This is a genomic window from Nocardiopsis sinuspersici (assembly GCF_001998325.1).
Taxonomy (GTDB): domain Bacteria; phylum Actinomycetota; class Actinomycetes; order Streptosporangiales; family Streptosporangiaceae; genus Nocardiopsis; species Nocardiopsis sinuspersici.
Window position 1 is genome coordinate 3,853,272 of record NZ_MCOK01000001.1, and the last position, 19,570, is coordinate 3,872,841.

Consider the following 19,570-nt stretch of genomic DNA (forward strand, 5'->3'; position numbering starts at 1 on the left):
ACCGCCGGAGGGAGGGCGGCACTTGATTCGTCCGTTTCGGGAATGGGTGTCCGGCGCAGCGCACGGATGCGCGTCCGGGCGCCACCGTGCCCGGTGGCCTCGGCGACACCGTCGTTCCCGGATCGCGACTCCCAGGTTACCCGCCCCCGAGGGGGCGGCTCACCCCACGGGAGCGTGTCCGGAGACAGCGTGGACGACCGGTGTCAGCCGAAGAGCCGGACCGGGTTGAACAGGTCGGCCACCAGCAGGACCACGCTGAACACCAGGAAGCAGGCCACGACGACGTAGGCCACGGGTGTCAGCATCGCCACGTCCACCGGCGCGGGCTCGGGTCGGCGGAGCAGCCTGGCCCAGCCGCGCTTAACCCACTCCCAGAGGGCGCCGGCCATGTGCCCCCCGTCCAGCGGCAGGATCGGCAGCATGTTGAAGGCGAACAGGAAGAGGTTCACCCCGGCCAGGAGCTGGATCATGATCGCGGCGGTGTCCGCCACGGGCAGGCCCTGGGCCATGATCTCGCCGCCGATGCGGGAGATGCCGACGATGCCCACCGGGGAGTCCTGGGTGCGCTCCTCGCCGAGGAAGGCGGCGGCGAACACGTCGGGGACCTTGCTGGGCAGGGAGACGAGCGCGTCGAAGACACCGACCATCATGCCGCCCATCTCGGCGGCGGACTCGCCGAGGGTGAGCGGGGCGCGCTCGGTGGCGAAGACGATGCCGAGGAAGCCCACGGTCTCGGTCTCGTAGGCCCGGTAGCCCTGCTCGTCGTAGACGTAGTCGCCGTCGGCGTCGGTCTTGTAGACGATCTCGCCCTCGGCGTCGCGGGCCGGGAGCTTGTTCTCGACGATGTCGACGTCCAGCGGAACGCGCTCGCCGTCGCGCTCGACCACGATCTCGGTACTGCCCAGGGACTCGCGGATCTGCTGGTTGGCGGTGTGCCAGTCCGGGGTGGGCTCGCCGTCGATCGCGACGATGACGTCGCCGGGCCGGATCCCCGCCTCGGCGGCCGGGGTGGGCGGCGCGTCCTCGCAACTGGTGGCGGAGCTGCCGGCGGGCACCACGCACTCGCTGACCTGGCCGATCTGGGTGGTGCTCTGGGGCACGCCGATACCCATGAACAGCACGCCGAGCAGGATCGCGGCCAGGATGACGTTCATACCGGGTCCGGCGAACATCACGATGAGCCGCTTCCACGGCGCCCGCTGGTAGAACTGCCGGTCCTGGTCCTCGGGGGAGAGCTCGACGTGGGAGGCCTCGCGGGCGTCCTCGGCCATGGCCCGCCAGCGGGAGAGCTTGCGGGAACCGCCGTCGGCGGTCTGCCGGGCGGGCGGGAGCATCCCGACCATGCGCACGAACCCGCCCAGCGGGATCGCCTTGACGCCGTACTCGGTCTCACCCTTGCGAACGGACCACAGGGTCCTGCCGAAGCCCACCATGAACTCGGTGCACTTGACCCCGAACATCTTGGCCGTGGACATGTGCCCGAGCTCGTGCCAGGCGATCGAGAACAGCAGGCCGAAAACGAACAGGACGATCCCGATCACGGTCATCAGAGCGACCATGCATCTCTCCTCAAGGCGGTGTCAGACCCGGCGTGCGAGCAGCTCTCCCGCACGCGCGCGGGCCCAGGTGTCAGCGGCGTACACGTCGTCCAGGCTCAGTTCCCCGCTGTGGTGGGACGCTCCCCCGGGACGGTCCGTTCGTTGGTGCTCCGAGACTACCTGGGAGACGGTGTCCATGATCGCCGGAAACGCGAGGTTTCCCCGGAGGAAGGCGTCGACCGCCTCCTCGTTGGCCGCGTTGTAGACCGCGGGCGCCGTCCCACCCGCCGCGCCGACCTCGGAGGCCAGGCGGACGGCGGGGAACGCCTCGTGGTCCAGGGGCTCGAAGGTCCAGGTCTGGGCGCGGGTCCAGTCCATGCCCGGCGCCGCGTCGGGCACCCTGTCGGGCGCACCGAGCCCGTAGGCGATGGGGATCATCATGCTGGGCGGGCTGGCCTTGGCGATGGTGGAACCGTCCACGTACTCGACCATGGAGTGGACGATCGACTGCGGGTGGACGACCACGTCGATCCGGTCGAAGGGCACGTCGAACAGCAGGTTGGCCTCGATGACCTCCAGCCCCTTGTTGACCAGGGTGGCGGAGTTCACGGTGATGACGGGCCCCATGGTCCAGGTGGGGTGGTCGAGGGCCTCGGCCGGGGTGACGGAGGCCAGCTCGTCCCGCCCCCTGCCGCGGAAGGGGCCGCCGCTGGCGGTGACGACGAGGCGCCGCACCTCGTCGCGGCGGGCGTACACGTGCCCCTGTGCGGGGCTGGCGAGCTCGTCCTCGGGCAGGTGGGGGAAGCACTGGGCGATGGCGAAGTGCTCGGAGTCGACGGGGACGATCTGGCCCGGCCGGGCCAGGCCGCGCACGAGCGGCCCGCCGATGATGAGGGACTCCTTGTTGGCCAGGGCGAGGGTGCTCCCGGCGCGCAGCGCGGCGAGGGTGGACTCCAGGCCCAGGGCGCCCGTGATGCCGTTGAGGACGACGTCGCACTCGCTCCCGGCGAGTTCGGCGACCCCCTCGGGCCCGGCCAGGACGGTGGCACGGCTGCCGTGTTCGTCCAGGGAGCGCGAGAGTTCGGCGGCGCGGCCGGGGTCGGCGACGGCGACCAGTTCGACGTCGAGTTCGGCGGCCTGCTTGGCGAGCAGGTCCGCGCGCCCGCCGCCCGCCGCCAGACCCGTCACGCGGAAGCGGCGGGGGTTGCGCTGGACGATGTCGACGGCCTGGGTCCCGATCGAGCCGGTGGAACCGAGGATCACTACTGTTCGCTGCTGTTCATCTCGCACGGTTCCATTGTTCCGCACCGGGGGGACCGCGCCGGAGCCCGGAGGAGGCCGCGCCGGGAACACGGAGTGCGTCCCTCCCCGGAGCGGGGCACGGGCGGACGGACCGGAGGTCTTCCGGGTCCGGCGCCGCCGGAGCGGCCTCACCAGGCACTTCCCCGGTTCGGGGATGAGGGGCCGCGCTCCCGGGTGTCACCGGGTCTTTACAACCGGTGTCCGCTGACCTAACTTGACCGGTGAGTAAGTTACCCCACGGTTAAGCAAGCCCCCTGCCCCCGCATCCCGCCGGTCCGACCGGACACGGCCGGCCCATCCCGATGGCGAGACGGCGCGACGACCCATCGGTCCCCTCCCCCAGCCCCCGAGGTTCCCGCCATGCGTCATACCAGGAAAGCCCCCGCTCCCCCAGGATCCGGCCCCGTCTTCGCGGTGGGCGGGCCCGGATCCGGACTCCGCGCCTCCGTGCGGCTCCTGCCCCGCCTGCTGTCCTGCGTCCTCACGGCCGTGGTCGCCGCCGCGGTGCTCACTCCCGCTCCGGTCGCCGCCGGCACCGTCGGCGCCACCATCGGCTACGAGACCATCGTCAGCCATGACGGCACCGAGCTGAGGGCCAAGGTCATCACCCCCACCGGCGTGGAGGGCCCGCACCCGCTGCTGGTCATGCCCTCGGCCTGGGGCACGCCCCACCTCCTCTACGTCGGCGCCGCCGCCAGGCTGGCGCACGAGTCCGGGTACCAGGTCGTCGCCTACACCTCGCGCGGCTTCTGGGACTCCGGCGGCGAGATCGAGGTCGCCGGCCCCGAGGACCGCGCCGACGCCAGTGCCGTCATCGACTGGGCGCTGGAGAACACCGACGCCGACCCCGACCGCATCGGCATGGCCGGGATCTCCTACGGCGGCGGCATCAGCCTGCTGACCGCCGCCGAGGACGACCGGGTCCGGGCCGTGGCATCGCTGAGCGGCTGGGCCGACCTGGCCGCCTCGCTGTACCCCGGCGAGACCGTCGACACGCAGTCGGCCGAGCTGCTCCTGCTCGCCGGACACCTCACCGGCGACCCCGGTGAGGCGCTCACCGAGGTCGGTACCGAGTACCGGCGCGGCAACATCCAGCCCGCCCTGGACATCGCCCCCGACCGGTCCGCGGCCACCAAGGTCGACGCCATCAACGCCAACGGCACGGCCGTGATGATGGCCCACGCATGGAACGACGGCATCTTCCCCGTCGGCCACATCACCGACTTCTACGAGGAGCTGGAGGTCCCCAAGCGGCTGATGCTCTCCCCCGGCGACCACGCCACCCAGGAGCTGTTCGGCGCCGCCGGACTGCCCAACGAGGTCTGGGAGGCCCTGGGCGACTGGTTCGACCACCACCTCCGGGGCCAGGACAACGAGACGGACACCGGGGGTCCCGTGCACGTGAAGCCCAACAACGGGCGCGGAGACTGGACCTCGCACGCCGACTGGCCCTCGGTGACCGGCGACGCCGAGCGGTACTACCTGGCCGAGCCGAGCACCGACTGGTTCCGCTGGCGGAGCAGCGGCGCCATGGAGGCCGAGCCCTCCACCGGCTGGAGCCACGGCTTCCGGACCGGGATCGGCACCTCCGCCGAGAGCGGCACGGTGATGGTCTCCGGAGCGCTCCAGCAGTTCTTCGACATCCCGACCGGGGTGCTGCTGCCGACCGTGGACCGCTACCGGGCGGCCGTGTGGACCGGTCCCGCCTACCCCGACGGGGTGCGCGTGGCGGGTACGCCGGAGGTCACCCTCACGCTCACGCCGACCGCGAAGGACCAGTCGGTGTACGTGTACCTGTACGCGGTCGACGGCGACGGGACGGGCTCCCTGCTCTCACACGCTCCCCGCACCCTGCGGGACGCCGTCCCCGGCGAGCCGGTCACGGTGGACGCCGAACTGGCCCCGGTGGTGTGGGACGTGCCCGCGGGACACCGCCTGGCCGTGGTGGTGGACAGCCGGGACGCCCGCTACCGAAACGAGAGCGACATCGGAGACCGGGTGCGCGTGACCTCCCCCGAGGACGCGCCCGCCCTGGTCACGGTGCCGTTCGCCTGAGCGGTGTCCGGGGCGCGCGCCAACTCCCGCGGCGTCCGTCCCGGGCACCTCCGGCCGTCTCCGGCGGGACCCCCGCGCCGGAGGCGGCCCCTTCTGCCCCTCAGATCCGCGACACAAACATGAAGTAGCAGTATAGTTACTCTGAGTGTGCGAGGATGCTGGTCATGACCTCGTCCACCACACACAAGATCCTCGCCCCCCTGGCCGCCGCGGCGGTCGCGCTGGGGGGCCTCGCCCTCGCCGACAAGCTCCCCGCGCCCGCCTCCGCCGTCACCCAGGCAGTGCACACGGCGTACTCCCCCGGGTCGACGACCACACGGGACCGCGAAGAGCTGTCGCACGTGGAAGGGGTCTCCCACCAGGCGGCCGCGGTGACCGGTGCCGCGAGCCAGGCCGTCCTGGACTACTGGACCGAAGAGCGCATGGCCGCCGCCAAACCCATCACCAGCATGCTGGAGGGGACCCTCCCACTGGCGGGAGAGGACCCGTCCTCCGGCGGTGGAGTCGAGCACCAGGCCTCGCCGCGCTCCGACAGCACGGGTGAGCGCTGGCCCGCGGACGGCCTGGTCACCAGGACCACCGGCAAGGTCTACCTGACCATGGACGGGCGCGACTTCACCTGCACGGCGTCGGTCGTGGACTCCGCGAACAGGAGCACGCTGGTCACCGCCGGGCACTGCGCCAAGGACGGCAGGGGGTCCTGGGCGCGCAACTGGACCTTCGTGCCCGCCTACTCGGACGGGGACAGCCCGTACGGCAGGTTCACCGCCAGCGACATGCTGGTGGCGCCCCAGTGGTCGCGCCAGGCCGACGACAGCTACGACTTCGCCATGGTGGTGGTCAACACCGACGACGGCACGTCCGTGCAGGACCGGGTCGGCTCCCAGCGGATCGCGTTCGGCTCCTGGACGGAGGAGAAGGTGCGCGAGGGAGTGCAGGTGTACGCCTTCGGGTACCCGTCGTCGTCGCCGTACAGGGGCGAGCACCTGCACTACTGCTCGGGCCGTACCACCCCCGACACCGGCGGCACCACCGCCAACGGAGTGCACTGCGACATGACCCAGGGCTCCAGCGGCGGCCCCTGGTTCACCGGCTTCGACACCCGGACCGGCAGGGGGACGATCTCCTCGGTGGTCAGTTTCAAGTACGCCGACGACCGCCACACCCAGTACGGCCCCCGGTTCGGCGAGGCGGCGCGCAAGCTCTACGACCGCGCGTCCCGGCTGTAGGCGGCGACCGGAGAGGTGCCGCCGGCCCGCCTCTTCCGTACCGTGGTCTTGTACTCGTAGCGGGGTTCGACGCTCCGGGCACGCTACGAGTACAAGACCACCGAGGTCCGGGGCCCTCCCGTCACACCGGTGACGCTTCAGGCCGGCCCGCTACAGGGCGATGCCGGTGAGCACCATGACCCGCTCGTAGGACAGGTCGGTCATGGCGGCGCGCACGCCCTCCTTGCCCACACCGGACCCCTTGACGCCGCCGTAGGGCATCTGGTCGGCACGGAAGCTGGGCACGTCGCCGATCACCACGCCGCCGACCTCCAGCTCGCGGTGGGCGCGGAACGCGGTGGGCAGGTCACGGGTGAACACGCCCGCCTGGAGGCCGAAGTCGCTGTCGTTGACCGCGGCGAAGGCCGCGTCGACGTCGGCCGCCCGCTGGAGGACCAGCACCGGGCCGAAGACCTCCTCGCGCACCACCCGGGCGTCGGCCGGCACGTCGGCGAGCACGGTCGGCGCCACAGTGACCCCGTCGCGGGTGCCGCCGGTCAGGAGTTCGGCCCCGGCGGTGACGGCCTCGTCGATCCACTCGGCCACGCGCTCGGCCGCGGCCTCCTCCACGAGCGGGCCCACGTCGGTGTCAGGGTCGGCGGGGTCACCCGTGCCGAGGGCCTCCACCCGCTCCACCAGGCGCGGCACGAACGCGTCGTAGACAGAGTCCTCGACGATGACGCGCTGCACGCCGATGCACACCTGCCCCGCCTGGTTGTTGCCGAACAGCGCCACCCGCTGAGCCGCCCAGTCCAGGTCGGCGTCGGAGAGCACCACGGCCGCGGCGTTGCCGCCCAGCTCCAGGGTGACGTGCTTGCGCGGGGCCAGCTCCGGCAGCTTCCAGCCGAACGGGCCGCCGGTGAAGGAGATGACGGGCAGGCGCTCGTCGGTGATCAGCGAGGCGGCGCGGTCGTTGGGCATGGGCAGCACCGACACCATGCCGCCGGGCAGGTCCGTCTCGGCGATGATCTCGCCCAGGATCAGTGCGGTCATCGGGGTGGTGGGCGCGGGCTTGAGGATGACGGGGGCGCCGACGGCAAGGGCCGGGGCGACCTTGTGGGCGACCAGGTTGAGGGGGAAGTTGAACGGGGAGATGCCCAGGACCGGCCCCTTGGGGACGCGCCGGACCACGGCCATGCGCCCGGTACCGCCGGGGTCGGTGTCCAGGCGCTGGAGCTCCCCGCTGTCACGGCGGGCCTCCTCGGCCGCCCAGCGGAACACGGACACGGCGCGTCCGGCCTCGGCCCGGGCCCACTTGATCGGCTTGCCGCTCTCGGCGGTGATGGTGCGGGCGATCTCCTCGGCGCGCTCGCCGATACGCCGTGAGACGTGGCCGAGGGCGTCGGCCCGCGTGTGGGCGGGCAGGGCGGCGGCCTCGTCGGCGACCGCGTGCGCGGCGGCCACGGCCTGCTCGATCTGCTCGACGGTGGGGACGGAGACCGTACCCGCGTCCTCGCCGGTGTAGGGGTTGACGACGGTGATCTCGGTGTCGCCGGTCGCGGCGGTGCCGGCCAGCCAGAACGGACGCGTAGACATGACCGTGACGCTAGTGCGCCGTCTCCCCGGACGTCTTGTCCAGATATGCCAATCCCCGCTCGGTGGTTGGCCACGGTGGAGCAACCGCCGCCGTGGGAAGTCCTCCGGCGGAGCACCGGTCCCTCCCGCGCGCGGCCCCTCTCCCCGGCCACGCGGGCGGAGTACGGCGCGGCCCGCGAAGTAGTACCTTGAGGACCACCAGTCCCGGGACCGGATGCGCGAGCACCCGGAGGGAACGGGTCCGCGGCCGCGCTTTCCCGCCGCGGACCCGAAGGCCCGGCCGGGATCTTTGGTCGACCGACTGGCGTCGGCGGGCTCCTTCGTCCAGAGTGGTCAGGAGGGCTCTGCCAGTGTGTTCGGCCGGACCCTCGGGTCCACCGCCGCCGACGGGAGCCCGGGAGTGCTCATTGCCGCTTGTCTATCGCACACTCGTCGCAGTCCCGGAACACGACGGCGATCTGGTCGCCGCCACCTCCACGGTCCTGTCCCGGTGGCTGAGCAAGCGCGGGAACTCGGGTGCGCGGGTGGACTTCGCGGCTTCGGGCCGCTTCGAGCTGAGCAACCGCTCCCGCGCGCTGGTCGTCCGGCACGACAACCCCGACGAGGGCCTGTCCTTCCTGCGGCTGACCACGGAGTCCGACAAACCGGACGGCACGTGGCGGACCATCGCCACCGTGGTCGTGGACCCCGAGCTGTCCCCGTGGCAGTACGCGTGGATCGACATGACCGTGGACCCGGCCGCCTCCGACCGGTTCGGCGCCGAGTCGCCCCGGTTGGACGTCATGCCGCCCGAGGCGGCCCGCATGCTCCTGGACACCGTGAACGGCCATGACGGCGACCACCCCCTGCCGCCCACGCCCAAGATCGTGCGCGGGCGCGACGACTCCCTCGTCGACACGCTCGTGGCCACGATCCGCGATCCCCGGAGGCGCATGGCGGTGGTGGCCACCGGCTCCCCCCGGGACGTCACCGTCGCCGACTGGCGGATCGCCATGGCCGGCGCGCTGTCCCGGTGCACCGGCATGTGCGCCGGGTACGTGCTCGACGCCGCCGCCCAGGAACGCGTCGGCGCCCTGCTGCCCCGGAGCCTGGACGTGCCGTCCGGCGGGGTGCGCACGTTCTTACCCCGGGTGGACCTGCTCGACGAGGAGGACGCGGCGCGCCACCCCCGGATGAGCCCCACCACGCTCGACACCGCCCGCGACGGAGAGCGCATCCGCAACTGGGTGGGCTCCGCCCTGTCGCGGCGGGTCCGCGACAACGCGCTGGAGGTGTGCCTGCCCGATCCGCTCCAGGCGGTGGACGCCTTCCTGGTCGAGGAGACCGACGACGTGCGGCAGACCCCGTGGGGCAGCGGCACGGCCGCCTGGCCCCGGGCGGTCCCGCCCGGGGCCAGGGGTCCGGCCGTCGCCCACCGCTCGGCGCAGGGACCGGCCGACACCTCCTCCCGCCAGGAGCGCGAGGCGCTGGAGCAGCAGACCCAGCGGCTGCGCGATGAGGTCACCCGGCTCGGCACGCGGATCAACGAGCTCTCCGAGGAGCGCCAGGAACTCCTGGCCGAGACCGCCGACCTGGGCGAGGAGCTCGACACCGCCCGGGACCAGTTGCGCGCCGCCCGCTACGAGGCCCGCTGGCTGCGCGAGCAGGCGCGCGAGGCCGGGCTGTTCCGGCTGGCCGCGGCGCCCGCGCCCCGCGACCCTCAGCAGCGGCCGCCCGCGAGCGTGAGCGAGCTCCTGGAGCGGATCACCGACGACTCCGTGCTGCCGCACCTGTACTTCACCATCGAGGACCAGACGGTGTACGAGCTGTCCGACAGCCGCAAGGAGTCCCTGTGGGTCACCCGCGCCTGGGAGGCGCTGCTGGCCCTGAACGACTACGCCCGCTACCAGTTCGACAACCCGGGCAGCGGGCTGGGCTTCCACTCCTATCTGAGGGAGACGCCCGACGGGTACCAGGTGATCCCCGTCAAGCGGCTGGCCTCCCAGGAGTCGGACTACGTGCGCAACCGGGGCAAGCTCAACGACAAGCGCCTCTTCCGGGTCCCCGAGGAGGTCGAGCCCAGCGGACGGGTGCCCATGTACGCGCACATCAAGCTCGACATCGAGTACGGGATCTGTCCGAGGCTGTACTTCTACCCGCACCTGGGACCGAACACCACCAACCGCGTGTACATCGGCTACCTGGGCCGCCACCTGCCCGTACAGCAGTCGAACTGACTCCGCGTACCCTGGTCGCCGTGACGGGAACGAGTACTCAGGCACCGACCGCCCTCGCCGAGGCGCTGTGGCGCGAGCGCGCCGACCGGCACGGGCGCCGCGTGGACGCGCTGGTCGCCGACCACCTGCGGCGCCGCCGGGAGGGCGTGCGCCACCCGGTGGAGGACTTCCTGTTCACCTACTACAACCTCAAGCCCGCCCAGTTGCGGCGCTGGCACCCGGGTGTGGGGACGGTGCTGCTGGGCGGTGGCGCCCGCGCCCGCCTGGACGAGCGGTTCTACACGGAACTGCCCGGCGGTGCGGTGGGCCTGGACACCGGGGCGTTCCTGGCGGCCCGGCCGGTACTGGACTTCGTGGAGCGGCTGCTGTCTTCGGTCGCCTCGCGTCCCGCCCACCTGGGCTGCTTCGGGCTGCACGAGTGGGCGATGGTGTACCGGACCGAGGAGGTACGGCACGGGCAGGTGCCGCTGCGGCTGGGCCACGAGGGCACCGACCGGGTGGTGGAGTCGCACCGGATCCAGTGCTCGCACTTCGACGCGTTCCGGTTCTTCACCGGGCCCGCGCGCCCGCTCAACACCCTGCGGCCCACCAGGGAGCGGCAGGCCGAACTGGACCAGCCGGGGTGCCTGCACGCCAACATGGACCTGTACAAGTGGGCGTACAAGCTCACCCCCGCGGTCCCCTCGGAGCTGGTGGTGGACTGCTTCGAGTTCTCACGGGAGATCCGGACGCTGGACATGCGCGCCTCCCCCTACGACCTGACGGAGTGGGGGTACGAGCCGGTGCGGATCGAGACCGCGGAGGGCAAGGCCGCGTACATGGAGGCGCAGCGGGACTTCGCCGAGCGCGGCGCGGCGCTGCGTGAGCGCCTGCTCGGCGTGTGCCGGGCCCTACGCGCCGCCTGAGCGTCCGACGGGGACCGCGTGCGCGCGGGTGCGTCCGTGCCTCCCGTTCGCCGGCGGACGGGGCCGAGGCCGCGGGGGCTACGGCAGGGGGAGGCGGTGGCGGTTGGCGGACACCCAGCGGTAGGCGGCCCGGTTGAGCACGCGCAGCAGCGGAAAGCGCGCCAGGCGGCCCAGCGGCCGGGTGAGGGGCCGCCCGTGGAGCAGGAGCTCGGCGACGGCGTCGCCGCCCGAGAAGCGGCGCCCGTCCGCGTACACGAACCAGGCGCTGGCGTCGGTCTGCTCCGGGGTCAGGCCCGCCGAGTCGAGGTCGAAGTCCTGCCAGGCCACGAAGCGGCTGCGCACGCGCAGCCGGTCGCGGGCGAGGACGACCGAACGCCTGCAGAAACCGCAGTCCCGGTCGTACAGGAACGCCCCGGTGCCCGGGACGGTGTCCAGTGAAGGCCTCATGCCACCATCGTGCCCGGCGCCGGACGGTTTCTCCCGGCCCTCCCCGGTGTTTCTCCGGTCCACCGGGAGCGGTCCCGGTCCCCCACCGGTTCCACCTGCTGTTCCGTGGCCCGGCGTGGGCAACGGCACAGCCGTCGCCGTGCGGGTACCGGAGCCGCGCGGGCGTGGAAACGCGCGGGACCGGACGCACAGAAGGGGGCGGCCGCGATCGTGGCCGCCCCCTCATGACTGGCGGTTCCTACTCCTGCGCGTCGGCGCCCTTGCGCTTGCGGGTGAAGTAGACGGCCGCGCCACCGCCGGCGACGGCGACGGCTCCGGCGGCCACCAGGGCGGTCAGGGCCGCACCGGTCACGGGAAGGCTGGGAGCGGCCTCCTCGTCGGCCGGGGCCTTCCCGTCATCGGCCTCGGGAGCGTCGGGGCCGGGCGTCGGCTCGGTCGCGCCGTCGGCCTCCTCGGGAACGGTCGGCTCCTCCGGGTCGACCGGACCGGCCGGGTCCGTCGGGTCGGGGGACTCGCCCGGGGTCTCCTCCTCGCCCGGAGGCGTGGTGGGCTCCTCGCCGGGGGTCTCCTCGGGGGTGGTCGGCTTCGGGTCCTTCGGGTCCTCCGGGTCCTCGCACCTGACCTTGAAGACCTTGTGCTTCTCGTTCTTGGTGTTCTCCCAGTAGAGCTTGTACTGGCCGTCGGGGAGGTCGAGGACCTCGGTGGTGCCCGCACCCTCGTCGTTCAGGGTGATGGCGCCCTCCAGCACGGGCTCCTTCGACCAGCCGCCCTCCTCAAGCTTGATCACGATCTCCCAGGCGGCCTCCTGGGCACTGTCGAAGTTGAAGGCGGTGAGCTGGAAGTCGCAGACCTTGGGGATGTTGCTGTTGTCCTCGTCGGGGGTTCCCGGGTTGTGGACCTTGATGGTTCCGTTGTCACCGGGAGTACCGGGGCCGGGGCTGGCGAACGCCGTGGAGGCGCCGCCGAGAACGGTGCCCGCGACCAGTGCGGCACCGAGCAGGAGACGGGCACCGAACGCGCCCGTACCAGGGTTGGGGGACAAGGGGACTCCTGTTGGTAGAGATGCCCGCGGGGGCTGGGCGGGCTCACGTTAAAGCGCGAGTCAAACTTATCTTCCTTCCCCCCTCCCCGCACCGGTACACGCATCACAGATCGTCAAAGAAACATCGGTTCCCACCTGCCTTTCCCTCCCGCCTCCCCGCCGGGTCAGACCGCCACGGCCACGCTCCACGCCATCAGGGAGCCGAGCGTCAGGGAGAACACCACCGACAGGACGAACACCGACACGTGCGGCCGGCGCCGTCCCCCGGCCCCGGCCCGGAGGACGTGCCACACGCCGACGGTGATCCCCGCGGCCGCCAGGCCCGCGCACAGCGCCCACAGGACCGTCGGAGCCGCCGCCCAGTCGCCCCAGCGCCGCCCCGCGGCCGGCCAGGCCGTGGATCCCAGGGACAGGGACAGGGCCAGGGACCGCAGCCGTTCCAGCAGGCGCCGGGCGATCCGGGTGCGGTGGCGCAGTAGGAGGGAGATCAGCAGCATGAGCGGAGACACCACCATCGGGAGAGTCGTCACCGGATCGGACGCGGTGGTCGGGACCGGGGTTCCGGTCGTGGCCGGGGGCCGGTGGCCTGGGTCGGGGACGGCCGAAAGCCGTGTCCCCAGGCTGTCGCGGGCGGCGTCCCGGCGGAAGTCGCCGCTGTCACCTGTGGACCGTGAGGATTCGGCGGCTTCGGGATGACACGTGTCATGGCCATCGCCCGCACGCTGCGCCGACGGCCGGCCGGACGGGCTCCCCCGCGCCCCGACGACTACGGGTCCACCGCCTCGCGCACCGCCCCCGCCGACGTCCTGGACCGCCGCACCGGCAACAGCGAGCGCAACATCCAGGAACTGGCCGACTACCTGCACGGGCGCGGCGGGTTCCGGCGGTGACGGAGGAGACCTCCGGGGGCCTGCGGCGGGTCCTGGCGCTGATCGGGCCGACCGGTACGGGCAGGCGCCGGCCGGGGTCGGCCCCCTCGTCGGGAGGCGTCCCGGCCTCTCGGCGGTCCGGCGGCCCAAGGCGGGCCGCCGCGCGGTGGCCCTCTCCCGTGCGGCGGGGGCGGCCGCCCTGGCTCGGACGGCCGCCCCCGCCGGCGGGTTCAGCCGGCGCCGTGCACGATGCGCTCGGCCATCTCCTCGTTGGGCCGGATCTCACCGGAGAGGATCTGTTCGGCGTAGTGGCAGGCCACCCGGTGGGTGCCGCCCCCGGCGGCGTCCCCGACCGGGCGCAGTTCGGGCCGCTCGGTATCGCACCGCTCCTCCTGCCGCCACGGGCAGCGGGTGTGGAACCGGCACCCCGTCGGCGGGTCGGCGGGTGAGGGCAGGTCCCCTGCGAGCAGGATGCGCTCGCGGGTGTCCTCCACCCGCGGGTCCGGGACCGGCACCGCCGACATCAGCGACCGCGTGTACGGGTGCATCGGCGTCTCGTACAGGTCGTCGCCGGAGGCCTCCTCCACCAGCCCGCCCAGGTACATCACTCCGACCACGTCGCTGACGTGGCGGACCACCGCCAGGTCGTGCGCGATCACCAGGTAGGTCAGTCCCAGCTCGCCCTGCAGCTTCTCCAGCAGGTTGAGCACCTGGGCCTGGATCGACACGTCCAGCGCCGACACCGGTTCGTCGCAGATGATCAGGTCGGGCTCCAGCACCAGCGCGCGGGCGATGCCGATGCGCTGGCGCTGCCCTCCGGAGAACTCGTGCGGGTAGCGGGTGAGCGCCTTCGCCGACAGGCCCACCCTCTCCAGGGCCTCGACCACGCGCCTGCGCTGGTCCTCCAGCACCAGGGCGCGCCGCTTCCGGCCCTCCGGCGGCCCCTCCCCCTCGGCGGGTCCGCCGATCCCGTGGGTCTGTAGGCCCTCCAGGAGGATGGAGCCGATGTTCTGCCGGGGGTTGAGGCTGCCCAGGGGGTCCTGGAACACCATCTGGAGGTTCTTGCGCTCGCGGCGCATCGACTCGCCGTCCAGCCCGGCCAGGTCCCGGCCGTCGAAGAGCACCTCGCCCTCGGTGATGTCCACCAGCCGCAGCACGGCCCGGCCCAGGGTGGTCTTGCCGCATCCGGACTCGCCGACCAGGCCGTAGGTCTGGCCCTTCCGGATCTGCAGGCTCACTCCGTCGACCGCGCGCACGTGGCCGACGGTGCGGTCGAAGAGCACACCCCGACGGATGGGGAAGTGCACCTTGAGGTCGTTGATCCGCAGCAGGCTCATCCCTGCGCCTCCTCGTCTTCGCCGACCGCGGCCGGGCTCTCCGGCGCGGACCGGTCCGCCGTGTCCGCGCCGCGGACGGGGTTGACGCACCGGTGCACGTGCTCCGCCGCGGCGCCGGTGCTCCCGCCGCCGCCCTCCACACCGGCGGCGGCGCCCACCGCCACGAGGTCCGGCGGCCCCTGCAGGCACTCCATCGTGTAGTGGTCGCAGCGGGGCGCGAACGCGCAGCCCCGCGTCCATGCGATGTTGTCGTTGATCGATCCCCGGATGGGGGTGAGCGGCTCTCCCCGTGGGGCGTCCAACCGGGGGATGGAGCCCAGCAGGCCGACCGTGTAGGGGTGGGTGGGCTGGGCGAACAGCGGCGCGCGCGGCGCCTTCTCCACCGCCCGGCCCGCGTACAGGACGTTGATGTCGTCGCACAGCCCGGCGACCACGCCCAGGTCGTGGGTGATCATCAGCAGGGCGGTGCCCTCCTCGGTGACCAGGTTCTTGAGCAGCTCCAGGATCTGCGCCTGGATGGTGACGTCCAGGGCGGTGGTGGGCTCGTCGGCGATCATCACGCGGGGCCGGCAGGCCACCGCCATGGCGATGAGCGCGCGCTGGCGCATGCCGCCCGACAACTGGTGCGGGTACTCGCGCAGCCGCCGCTCCGGGTCGGGGATGCCCACCCGGTCCAGCAGTTCGGCGGCCTCCTTGGCGGCGGCCGACCCGCGCATGCCCCGGTGCCTGCGGAGGATCTCGGTGACCTGGCGGCCGATGGGCACCACGGGGTTGAGGGAGCTGAGCGGGTCCTGGAAGATCATCGCCATCTGCGAGCCGCGCAGGTCGCGCATGCGCCTCTGCGACAGCTTCAGCAGGTCGGCCGTCCCCCCGGGCACCTGCATGACGGCGCTGCCGCCGACGCGTACCCCCCGGTCGGGGAGCAGGCCCATGAGGGCGAGCGAGGTGACGCTCTTGCCGCAGCCGGACTCGCCGACCAGGCCGGTCACCCGCCCCTCCTCCAGGGTGAAGGACACCCCGTCCACGGCCCGCACCTCGTCGGAGCCGTGTCCGCCGAACACCACGGACAGCTCGTCCACCGCGAGCAGCGGCGTGCTGGAACTCATGGTCACTTCCTCAGCTTGGGGTCGAGTGCCTCCCGCATCGCCTCACCCAGCAGGGTGAAGCCCAGGGCGGTGACGATGATGGCCAGCGCCGGGTACACGGCCAACTGCGGCGCGCTGGACAGGAACCGCTGTGCGTCGGCGAGCATGGTCCCCCACTCGGGGAAGGCCGGGTCCGGGTTGCCCAGGCCCAGGTAGGACAGGGCCGCCGCGTCGATGATGGCGGTGGCCAGGGTGAGCGTGGACTGCACGATCACCGGGCCGAGCGAGTTGGGCAGGATGTGCACGAGCGCGATCCTGTGCTTGCGCACGCCCAGAGCGCGGGCGGCCAGCACGTAGTCGCGGCTGCCCTGGGAGAGCATCGCGCCGCGCAGGAGGCGCGCGAAGATCGGGACCTGGGCGACGCCGACCGCGATCATGACCGTGGTGAGGCTGGGGCCGACGAGGGCGGCGACGGTGACCGCGAGCAGCAGGGTGGGCAGCGCCAGCATCATGTCGATGACGCGCATGACGAGGTTGTCGACCTGGCGCCCCCACCGGCCGCCCAGGACCGCCGCGGCCCCGGCCGCGCCGCCGAGCAGCGCGCCGACGCCGAAGCCGACCAGGGTGGCGACCACGCCGACCAGGAGGGTCTGGCGCGCGCCGATCACCATCCGGGAGAACTGGTCGCGGCCGAGGTTGTCCAGGCCGAGCCAGTTCTCGGCGCGCGGGCCGACGAACACGCTGCGGTTGGGAAAGACCTCGTCGCCCCATGTCTGGGCCACGGGCTCGTACGGGGCGATGACCGGCGAGAACAGGGCCACGACGACGAACACCGCGACGATGACGGCGCCGGTGATGGCCATGGGACTGCGGCGCATGCGGTCGAACGCGGTGCGCCAGACCCCTGCGCCGTGCCCGCCCTCCTCGCGGCGGCCCATGAGTTCGGCGAGCCGGTCGACCTTGGCCGCCCTGCGCCCCAGCAGGGGCGTGTGCCCGTCACGGGAGTCCGCGGGCTCCGGGGCCTTCGTGCCCTCCCTGGATTCGGACCGGTTCTGGGAGCTCGGTGTCGTCGGCATCACTGGGCCCGCACTCTCGGGTCGAGGAGGCTGTAGGAGATGTCCACCAGCAGGTTGATGAACACGTACATGGTCGCGATGAGCAGGATGAACCCGGTGAGGACCGGGTAGTCGCGGGTCTGCGTGGCCTCGTAGATGAACGAGCCGATACCGGGGAAGGCGAAGACGCTCTCGGTGAGCACCGCACCGGAGAACAGGGCTCCGGTGAGCAGGCCGACCGAGGTGACCACGGGGAGCAGGGCGTTGCGCATCACGTGGCGGGTTCGCACGGTGTTGCGGTGCAGGCCCTTGGCGTTGGCGGTGCGCACGTAGTCCTCGCCGACCACCTCCAGGACACTGGCCCGGGTCATCCGGACGATCACGGCGAGCGGGATCGAGGCCAGGGCGACCCCGGGCAGCGCCAGGTGGAGCAGGGCGTTCCACACCACGTCGAACTCCCCGGTCCGGAGGCCGTCGAGGACGACGAGGCCGCTGAGGTCGGTGCGGTTCGTCCCGGGCGAGAGCCGGAAGGCCGAGGGGAGTATCCCCAGCTTCTCGGCGAAGACCACCTTCAGGATGAAGGCGAGGAAGAACACCGGTGTGCAGATGCCCAGGAGGGATCCGCCGACGGCCGCGACGTCCAGTACGGAGCCGCGTCTGCGCGCGGCGAGGTAGCCGAGGGGGATCCCGGCGGTGACGGCGATCAGCATCGCGGTCACCGACAGCTCCACCGTGGCCGGGAAGCGCGTGAGGAACTCCTCGGTGACCGCCCTTCCGGTGGTGAGCGAGGTGCCGAGGTCGCCTTGGGCGATACGGCGCAGGAAGGCCAGGTACTGAACCATGACAGGTTCGTCCAGGCCCAGGGACCGACGCAGTTCGGCGCGCTGTTCGGCCGTCGCGTCGTCGGGGAGGAGGGCGTACTCCGGTCCGCCCGGCAGCCGTTGCAGCCAGACGAACAGCAGGATCGACAGGCCGCCCAGTGTCGGGATCAGCTGAAGGAGACGCCTGACGATGAATCGCAGCACCTTCGCCGCCTTTCGCCAGTGGTGGGAACGATGGACGCGAAGCGCCCCCGCCGGGGTGTGGCGGGGAGTTCGGGGGCTGTGGGGACGTGGGCCCTAGGGGGGCACGCGTGCCCCGCGCGTGTGGCGCGGCCGCGGCGCGGTGCCCCGGGCAATGCACGGGCCCGACCGGCTCGGGGCCGGCCGGGCCCTCCCTCTCCTGGGAGCGGGTCAGGCTACTTCCAGGAGGCCTCGGCGAAGTTCTCCTGGGTCAGCGGGCTGACGTTGGGCGGGTTGACGTTCGGGGCGAAGGCGATGGAGGGCGGGGAGCTGGAGATGGGCAGCCCCGGCAGGATGTCCATGATCTGCTCGTTCAGGTCCTGGTAGGCGGCGACGCGCTCCTCGTCGTTCGGGTTGCCGCTCGCCTCCTCCATGGCCGCGAACAGGTCCTCGTCGCGGAAGCCGAACTCGCTGTTGTACCCGGAGAACCAGGTGCCGATGAAGTTGTAGGCGTCGTTGTAGTCGCCGGTCCAGCCGAGCAGGTACAGCGGGCACTCACCGGAGTTGGTCTTGGGGATGTACTCGGTCCACTCGTAGGTGACCGGCTCCACGGTGACGCCGACCGCCTCCAGGTCCGAGGCGATGACGTCGAAGATGTCGCGCGGCGCGGGCATGTAGGGGCGGGTGACGTCGGTCGGGTAGCAGAACTCCAGGGTCAGGTCCTCCTGCCCGGCGTCGGCCAGCATCTCCTTGGCCAGCTCGGGGTCGTACTCGTAGGTCTTCACGTCCGGGGACCAGCCGTCGAGGGTGTCGGGGTGGAACTGCGTCGCGACCTCACCGCCCTCGGGGAGGATCGTGTCGACGATGCGCTGGCGGTCCACGGCGTGCGCGAGGGCCTGGCGCACCTCCAGGTCGGCGAGGGCCTCGTTGGCCTCCTGCTGGTAGGCCATGTACAGGATGTTGAACACGTCGCGGGTGGGCACCTGGAAGTCGGCCTCGGTCAGCGGGTCCACGTCGGCGGGCGCGACCAGGTCGTAGCCGTGGATGTCACCGGCCTCCAGCGCCTGGCGCCGTGCGGTCTCGTCCGGGATGGCGCGCAGGATCATCGTCTCGAAGCCCGCGGGGTCGCCCCAGTAGTCGTCGAAGCGCTCGAGGGTCACCGCGGCCTGGTCGTGGTCCCACTCCTGGACGGTGAACGGGCCGGTGCCCGCGACCGTCCCGGCCTTCTGGGTGTACTCGGGGAGGGTGTAGTTGCCCTCCTCCCCGCTGATCTCCGCGTCGGCGACGGCCTCCAGGGTGCTGGGGCTCATGATGCCGAACGCGGCGAGGCTGAAACCGCCCGGGAAGACCGAGGAGTACTCGTCGATCGTGATGACCGCGGTCAGTTCCTCCGGGGCCTCGCAGGAGACGAACTTGGGCTCGGGGATGTCCTCGCTCTCGTTCTCCGCGAAACCGCCGAAGATCGACTGCCAGTAATAGGAGTTGTTCGAGCTCTGGTATCCGCCCGAGAGGTTGTACCACCGCTCGAAGTTGGCGCAGACCGCCTCGGCGTCGAGCTCGTCCCCGTCGTGGAAGAGAACGCCCTCACGCAGGTGGAAGGTCCATTCGGTGCCGTCCTCGGACTGCTCCCATTCCTCGGCCAGTCCGCCGACGATCTCGCTTCCGCCCGACTCGTGCTCCAGGAGGGTCTCGAAGACCTGTCGGCTGTAGCGGAAGGTCTCACCGTCGCTGGTGAGGAAGGGGTCGAGGGTCTTGATGTCGCCTGCGGAGGCGAAGACGAACGGTTCCGACGCATCGGATCCGCCGTCGTCTCGGGTGCTCTCGGCACACGCCGTGGCCACCAGCGTGAGCGCCGCCGCGGCGGCCAGGAGGGCCAGCGGCTTTCGGGAAGACTTCGCGAACATGGTCCACCTC

At 72.1% G+C, this 19,570-nt stretch carries 16 protein-coding genes; 5 read left to right on the forward strand and 11 right to left on the reverse strand.

Features of this window, described 5'->3' with window-relative positions:
• Nucleotides 1-203: 203 nt before the first annotated feature.
• Nucleotides 204-1,559 carry a M50 family metallopeptidase gene (locus tag NOSIN_RS16660; RefSeq protein WP_077691634.1) on the reverse strand — a complete coding sequence of 452 codons (1,356 nt, stop codon included), beginning with the start codon at nucleotides 1,557-1,559 and terminating at the stop codon, nucleotides 204-206.
• A gap of 21 nt (nucleotides 1,560-1,580) precedes the next feature.
• Nucleotides 1,581-2,801, reverse strand: coding sequence for a 1-deoxy-D-xylulose-5-phosphate reductoisomerase (gene dxr, locus NOSIN_RS16665; protein ID WP_216349827.1), 1,221 nt, complete (start codon nucleotides 2,799-2,801; stop codon nucleotides 1,581-1,583).
• Nucleotides 2,802-3,200: 399 nt separating this feature from the next.
• On the opposite strand from dxr, the gene NOSIN_RS16670 reads away from it, so the two are divergent.
• Nucleotides 3,201-4,895 carry a CocE/NonD family hydrolase gene (locus tag NOSIN_RS16670; protein ID WP_077691636.1) on the forward strand — a complete coding sequence of 565 codons (1,695 nt, stop codon included), beginning with the start codon at nucleotides 3,201-3,203 and terminating at the stop codon, nucleotides 4,893-4,895.
• 164 nt (nucleotides 4,896-5,059) lie between these two features.
• Nucleotides 5,060-6,124, forward strand: a complete 1,065-nt coding sequence (locus tag NOSIN_RS16675) for a trypsin-like serine peptidase (protein WP_077693622.1) — start codon at nucleotides 5,060-5,062, stop codon at nucleotides 6,122-6,124.
• A gap of 150 nt (nucleotides 6,125-6,274) precedes the next feature.
• On the opposite strand, the gene NOSIN_RS16680 is transcribed toward NOSIN_RS16675, so the two are convergent.
• On the reverse strand, nucleotides 6,275-7,699 hold the full coding sequence (locus NOSIN_RS16680; protein WP_077691637.1) for an aldehyde dehydrogenase family protein: 1,425 nt from the start codon (nucleotides 7,697-7,699) through the stop codon (nucleotides 6,275-6,277).
• Nucleotides 7,700-8,106: 407 nt separating this feature from the next.
• Here NOSIN_RS16680 and NOSIN_RS16685 point away from each other — a divergent pair, with 407 nt between their 5' ends.
• Together NOSIN_RS16685 and NOSIN_RS16690 are read left to right on the forward strand one after the other, a co-directional pair.
• The gene (locus NOSIN_RS16685; protein WP_077691638.1) at nucleotides 8,107-9,915 is read left to right on the forward strand and encodes a coiled-coil domain-containing protein; all 1,809 of its coding nucleotides are present in this window, start codon (nucleotides 8,107-8,109) and stop codon (nucleotides 9,913-9,915) included.
• A gap of 20 nt (nucleotides 9,916-9,935) precedes the next feature.
• A complete protein-coding gene (locus tag NOSIN_RS16690; RefSeq protein WP_077691639.1) occupies nucleotides 9,936-10,820 on the forward strand; it encodes a 3-methyladenine DNA glycosylase in 885 nt (294 codons plus the stop codon).
• Nucleotides 10,821-10,898: 78 nt separating this feature from the next.
• On the opposite strand, the gene NOSIN_RS16695 is transcribed toward NOSIN_RS16690, so the two are convergent.
• The 3 genes from NOSIN_RS16695 to NOSIN_RS16705 form a co-directional block, all read right to left on the reverse strand.
• Nucleotides 10,899-11,267 (reverse strand): thiol-disulfide oxidoreductase DCC family protein, encoded by a 369-nt coding sequence (locus NOSIN_RS16695; RefSeq protein ID WP_077691640.1) that lies wholly within the window; start codon nucleotides 11,265-11,267, stop codon nucleotides 10,899-10,901.
• Between the two features lie 238 nt (nucleotides 11,268-11,505).
• Nucleotides 11,506-12,309 carry an LPXTG cell wall anchor domain-containing protein gene (locus NOSIN_RS16700; RefSeq protein WP_077691641.1) on the reverse strand — a complete coding sequence of 268 codons (804 nt, stop codon included), beginning with the start codon at nucleotides 12,307-12,309 and terminating at the stop codon, nucleotides 11,506-11,508.
• A 164-nt stretch (nucleotides 12,310-12,473) separates the two neighbouring features.
• Entirely contained in the window at nucleotides 12,474-12,824 is a 351-nt protein-coding gene (locus tag NOSIN_RS16705; protein WP_077691642.1) for a hypothetical protein, read from the reverse strand.
• Between the two features lie 177 nt (nucleotides 12,825-13,001).
• Here NOSIN_RS16705 and NOSIN_RS26825 point away from each other — a divergent pair, with 177 nt between their 5' ends.
• Nucleotides 13,002-13,199, forward strand: a complete 198-nt coding sequence (locus NOSIN_RS26825) for a hypothetical protein (protein WP_143832946.1) — start codon at nucleotides 13,002-13,004, stop codon at nucleotides 13,197-13,199.
• 209 nt (nucleotides 13,200-13,408) lie between these two features.
• Here the strand turns inward: NOSIN_RS26825 and NOSIN_RS16715 are convergent, their stop codons facing one another.
• The 5 genes from NOSIN_RS16715 to NOSIN_RS16735 all read right to left on the reverse strand — a co-directional run bounded on the left by NOSIN_RS16715 (nucleotide 13,409) and on the right by NOSIN_RS16735 (nucleotide 19,560).
• Nucleotides 13,409-14,515, reverse strand: coding sequence for an ABC transporter ATP-binding protein (locus tag NOSIN_RS16715; RefSeq protein ID WP_077691644.1), 1,107 nt, complete (start codon nucleotides 14,513-14,515; stop codon nucleotides 13,409-13,411).
• A complete protein-coding gene (locus tag NOSIN_RS16720; RefSeq protein WP_077691645.1) occupies nucleotides 14,512-15,621 on the reverse strand; it encodes an ABC transporter ATP-binding protein in 1,110 nt (369 codons plus the stop codon). Before NOSIN_RS16720 ends, NOSIN_RS16715 begins: the two co-directional genes overlap by 4 nt.
• 2 nt (nucleotides 15,622-15,623) lie before the next feature.
• Nucleotides 15,624-16,676: an ABC transporter permease gene (locus NOSIN_RS16725; protein ID WP_077691646.1), complete on the reverse strand. Its 1,053-nt coding sequence runs from the start codon at nucleotides 16,674-16,676 to the stop codon at nucleotides 15,624-15,626.
• Complete coding sequence (locus tag NOSIN_RS16730) at nucleotides 16,676-17,680, reverse strand: ABC transporter permease (RefSeq protein WP_077691647.1); 1,005 nt, start codon at nucleotides 17,678-17,680, stop codon at nucleotides 16,676-16,678. The genes NOSIN_RS16725 and NOSIN_RS16730 overlap by 1 nt, the downstream gene beginning before the upstream one ends.
• 212 nt (nucleotides 17,681-17,892) lie before the next feature.
• Nucleotides 17,893-19,560 (reverse strand): ABC transporter substrate-binding protein, encoded by a 1,668-nt coding sequence (locus NOSIN_RS16735; RefSeq protein WP_077691648.1) that lies wholly within the window; start codon nucleotides 19,558-19,560, stop codon nucleotides 17,893-17,895.
• Between the last annotated feature and the right edge of the window lie 10 nt (nucleotides 19,561-19,570).

What these genes read in the sequence shown, in the direction of transcription:
- NOSIN_RS16695 (WP_077691640.1), bottom strand. Translation starts at nt 11,267, where the DNA reads ATGAGGCCTTCACTGGACACCGTCCCGGGCACCGGGGCGTTCCTGTAC.
- NOSIN_RS16725 (WP_077691646.1), bottom strand. Translation starts at nt 16,676, where the DNA reads ATGCCGACGACACCGAGCTCCCAGAACCGGTCCGAATCCAGGGAGGGC.
- NOSIN_RS16660 (WP_077691634.1), bottom strand. Translation starts at nt 1,559, where the DNA reads ATGGTCGCTCTGATGACCGTGATCGGGATCGTCCTGTTCGTTTTCGGC.
- NOSIN_RS16675 (WP_077693622.1), top strand. Translation starts at nt 5,060, where the DNA reads ATGACCTCGTCCACCACACACAAGATCCTCGCCCCCCTGGCCGCCGCG.
- NOSIN_RS16735 (WP_077691648.1), bottom strand. Translation starts at nt 19,560, where the DNA reads ATGTTCGCGAAGTCTTCCCGAAAGCCGCTGGCCCTCCTGGCCGCCGCG.
- NOSIN_RS16670 (WP_077691636.1), top strand. Translation starts at nt 3,201, where the DNA reads ATGCGTCATACCAGGAAAGCCCCCGCTCCCCCAGGATCCGGCCCCGTC.
- NOSIN_RS16680 (WP_077691637.1), bottom strand. Translation starts at nt 7,699, where the DNA reads ATGTCTACGCGTCCGTTCTGGCTGGCCGGCACCGCCGCGACCGGCGAC.
- NOSIN_RS16720 (WP_077691645.1), bottom strand. Translation starts at nt 15,621, where the DNA reads ATGAGTTCCAGCACGCCGCTGCTCGCGGTGGACGAGCTGTCCGTGGTG.
- NOSIN_RS16705 (WP_077691642.1), bottom strand. Translation starts at nt 12,824, where the DNA reads ATGGTGGTGTCTCCGCTCATGCTGCTGATCTCCCTCCTACTGCGCCAC.
- NOSIN_RS16715 (WP_077691644.1), bottom strand. Translation starts at nt 14,515, where the DNA reads ATGAGCCTGCTGCGGATCAACGACCTCAAGGTGCACTTCCCCATCCGT.
- NOSIN_RS26825 (WP_143832946.1), top strand. Translation starts at nt 13,002, where the DNA reads ATGACACGTGTCATGGCCATCGCCCGCACGCTGCGCCGACGGCCGGCC.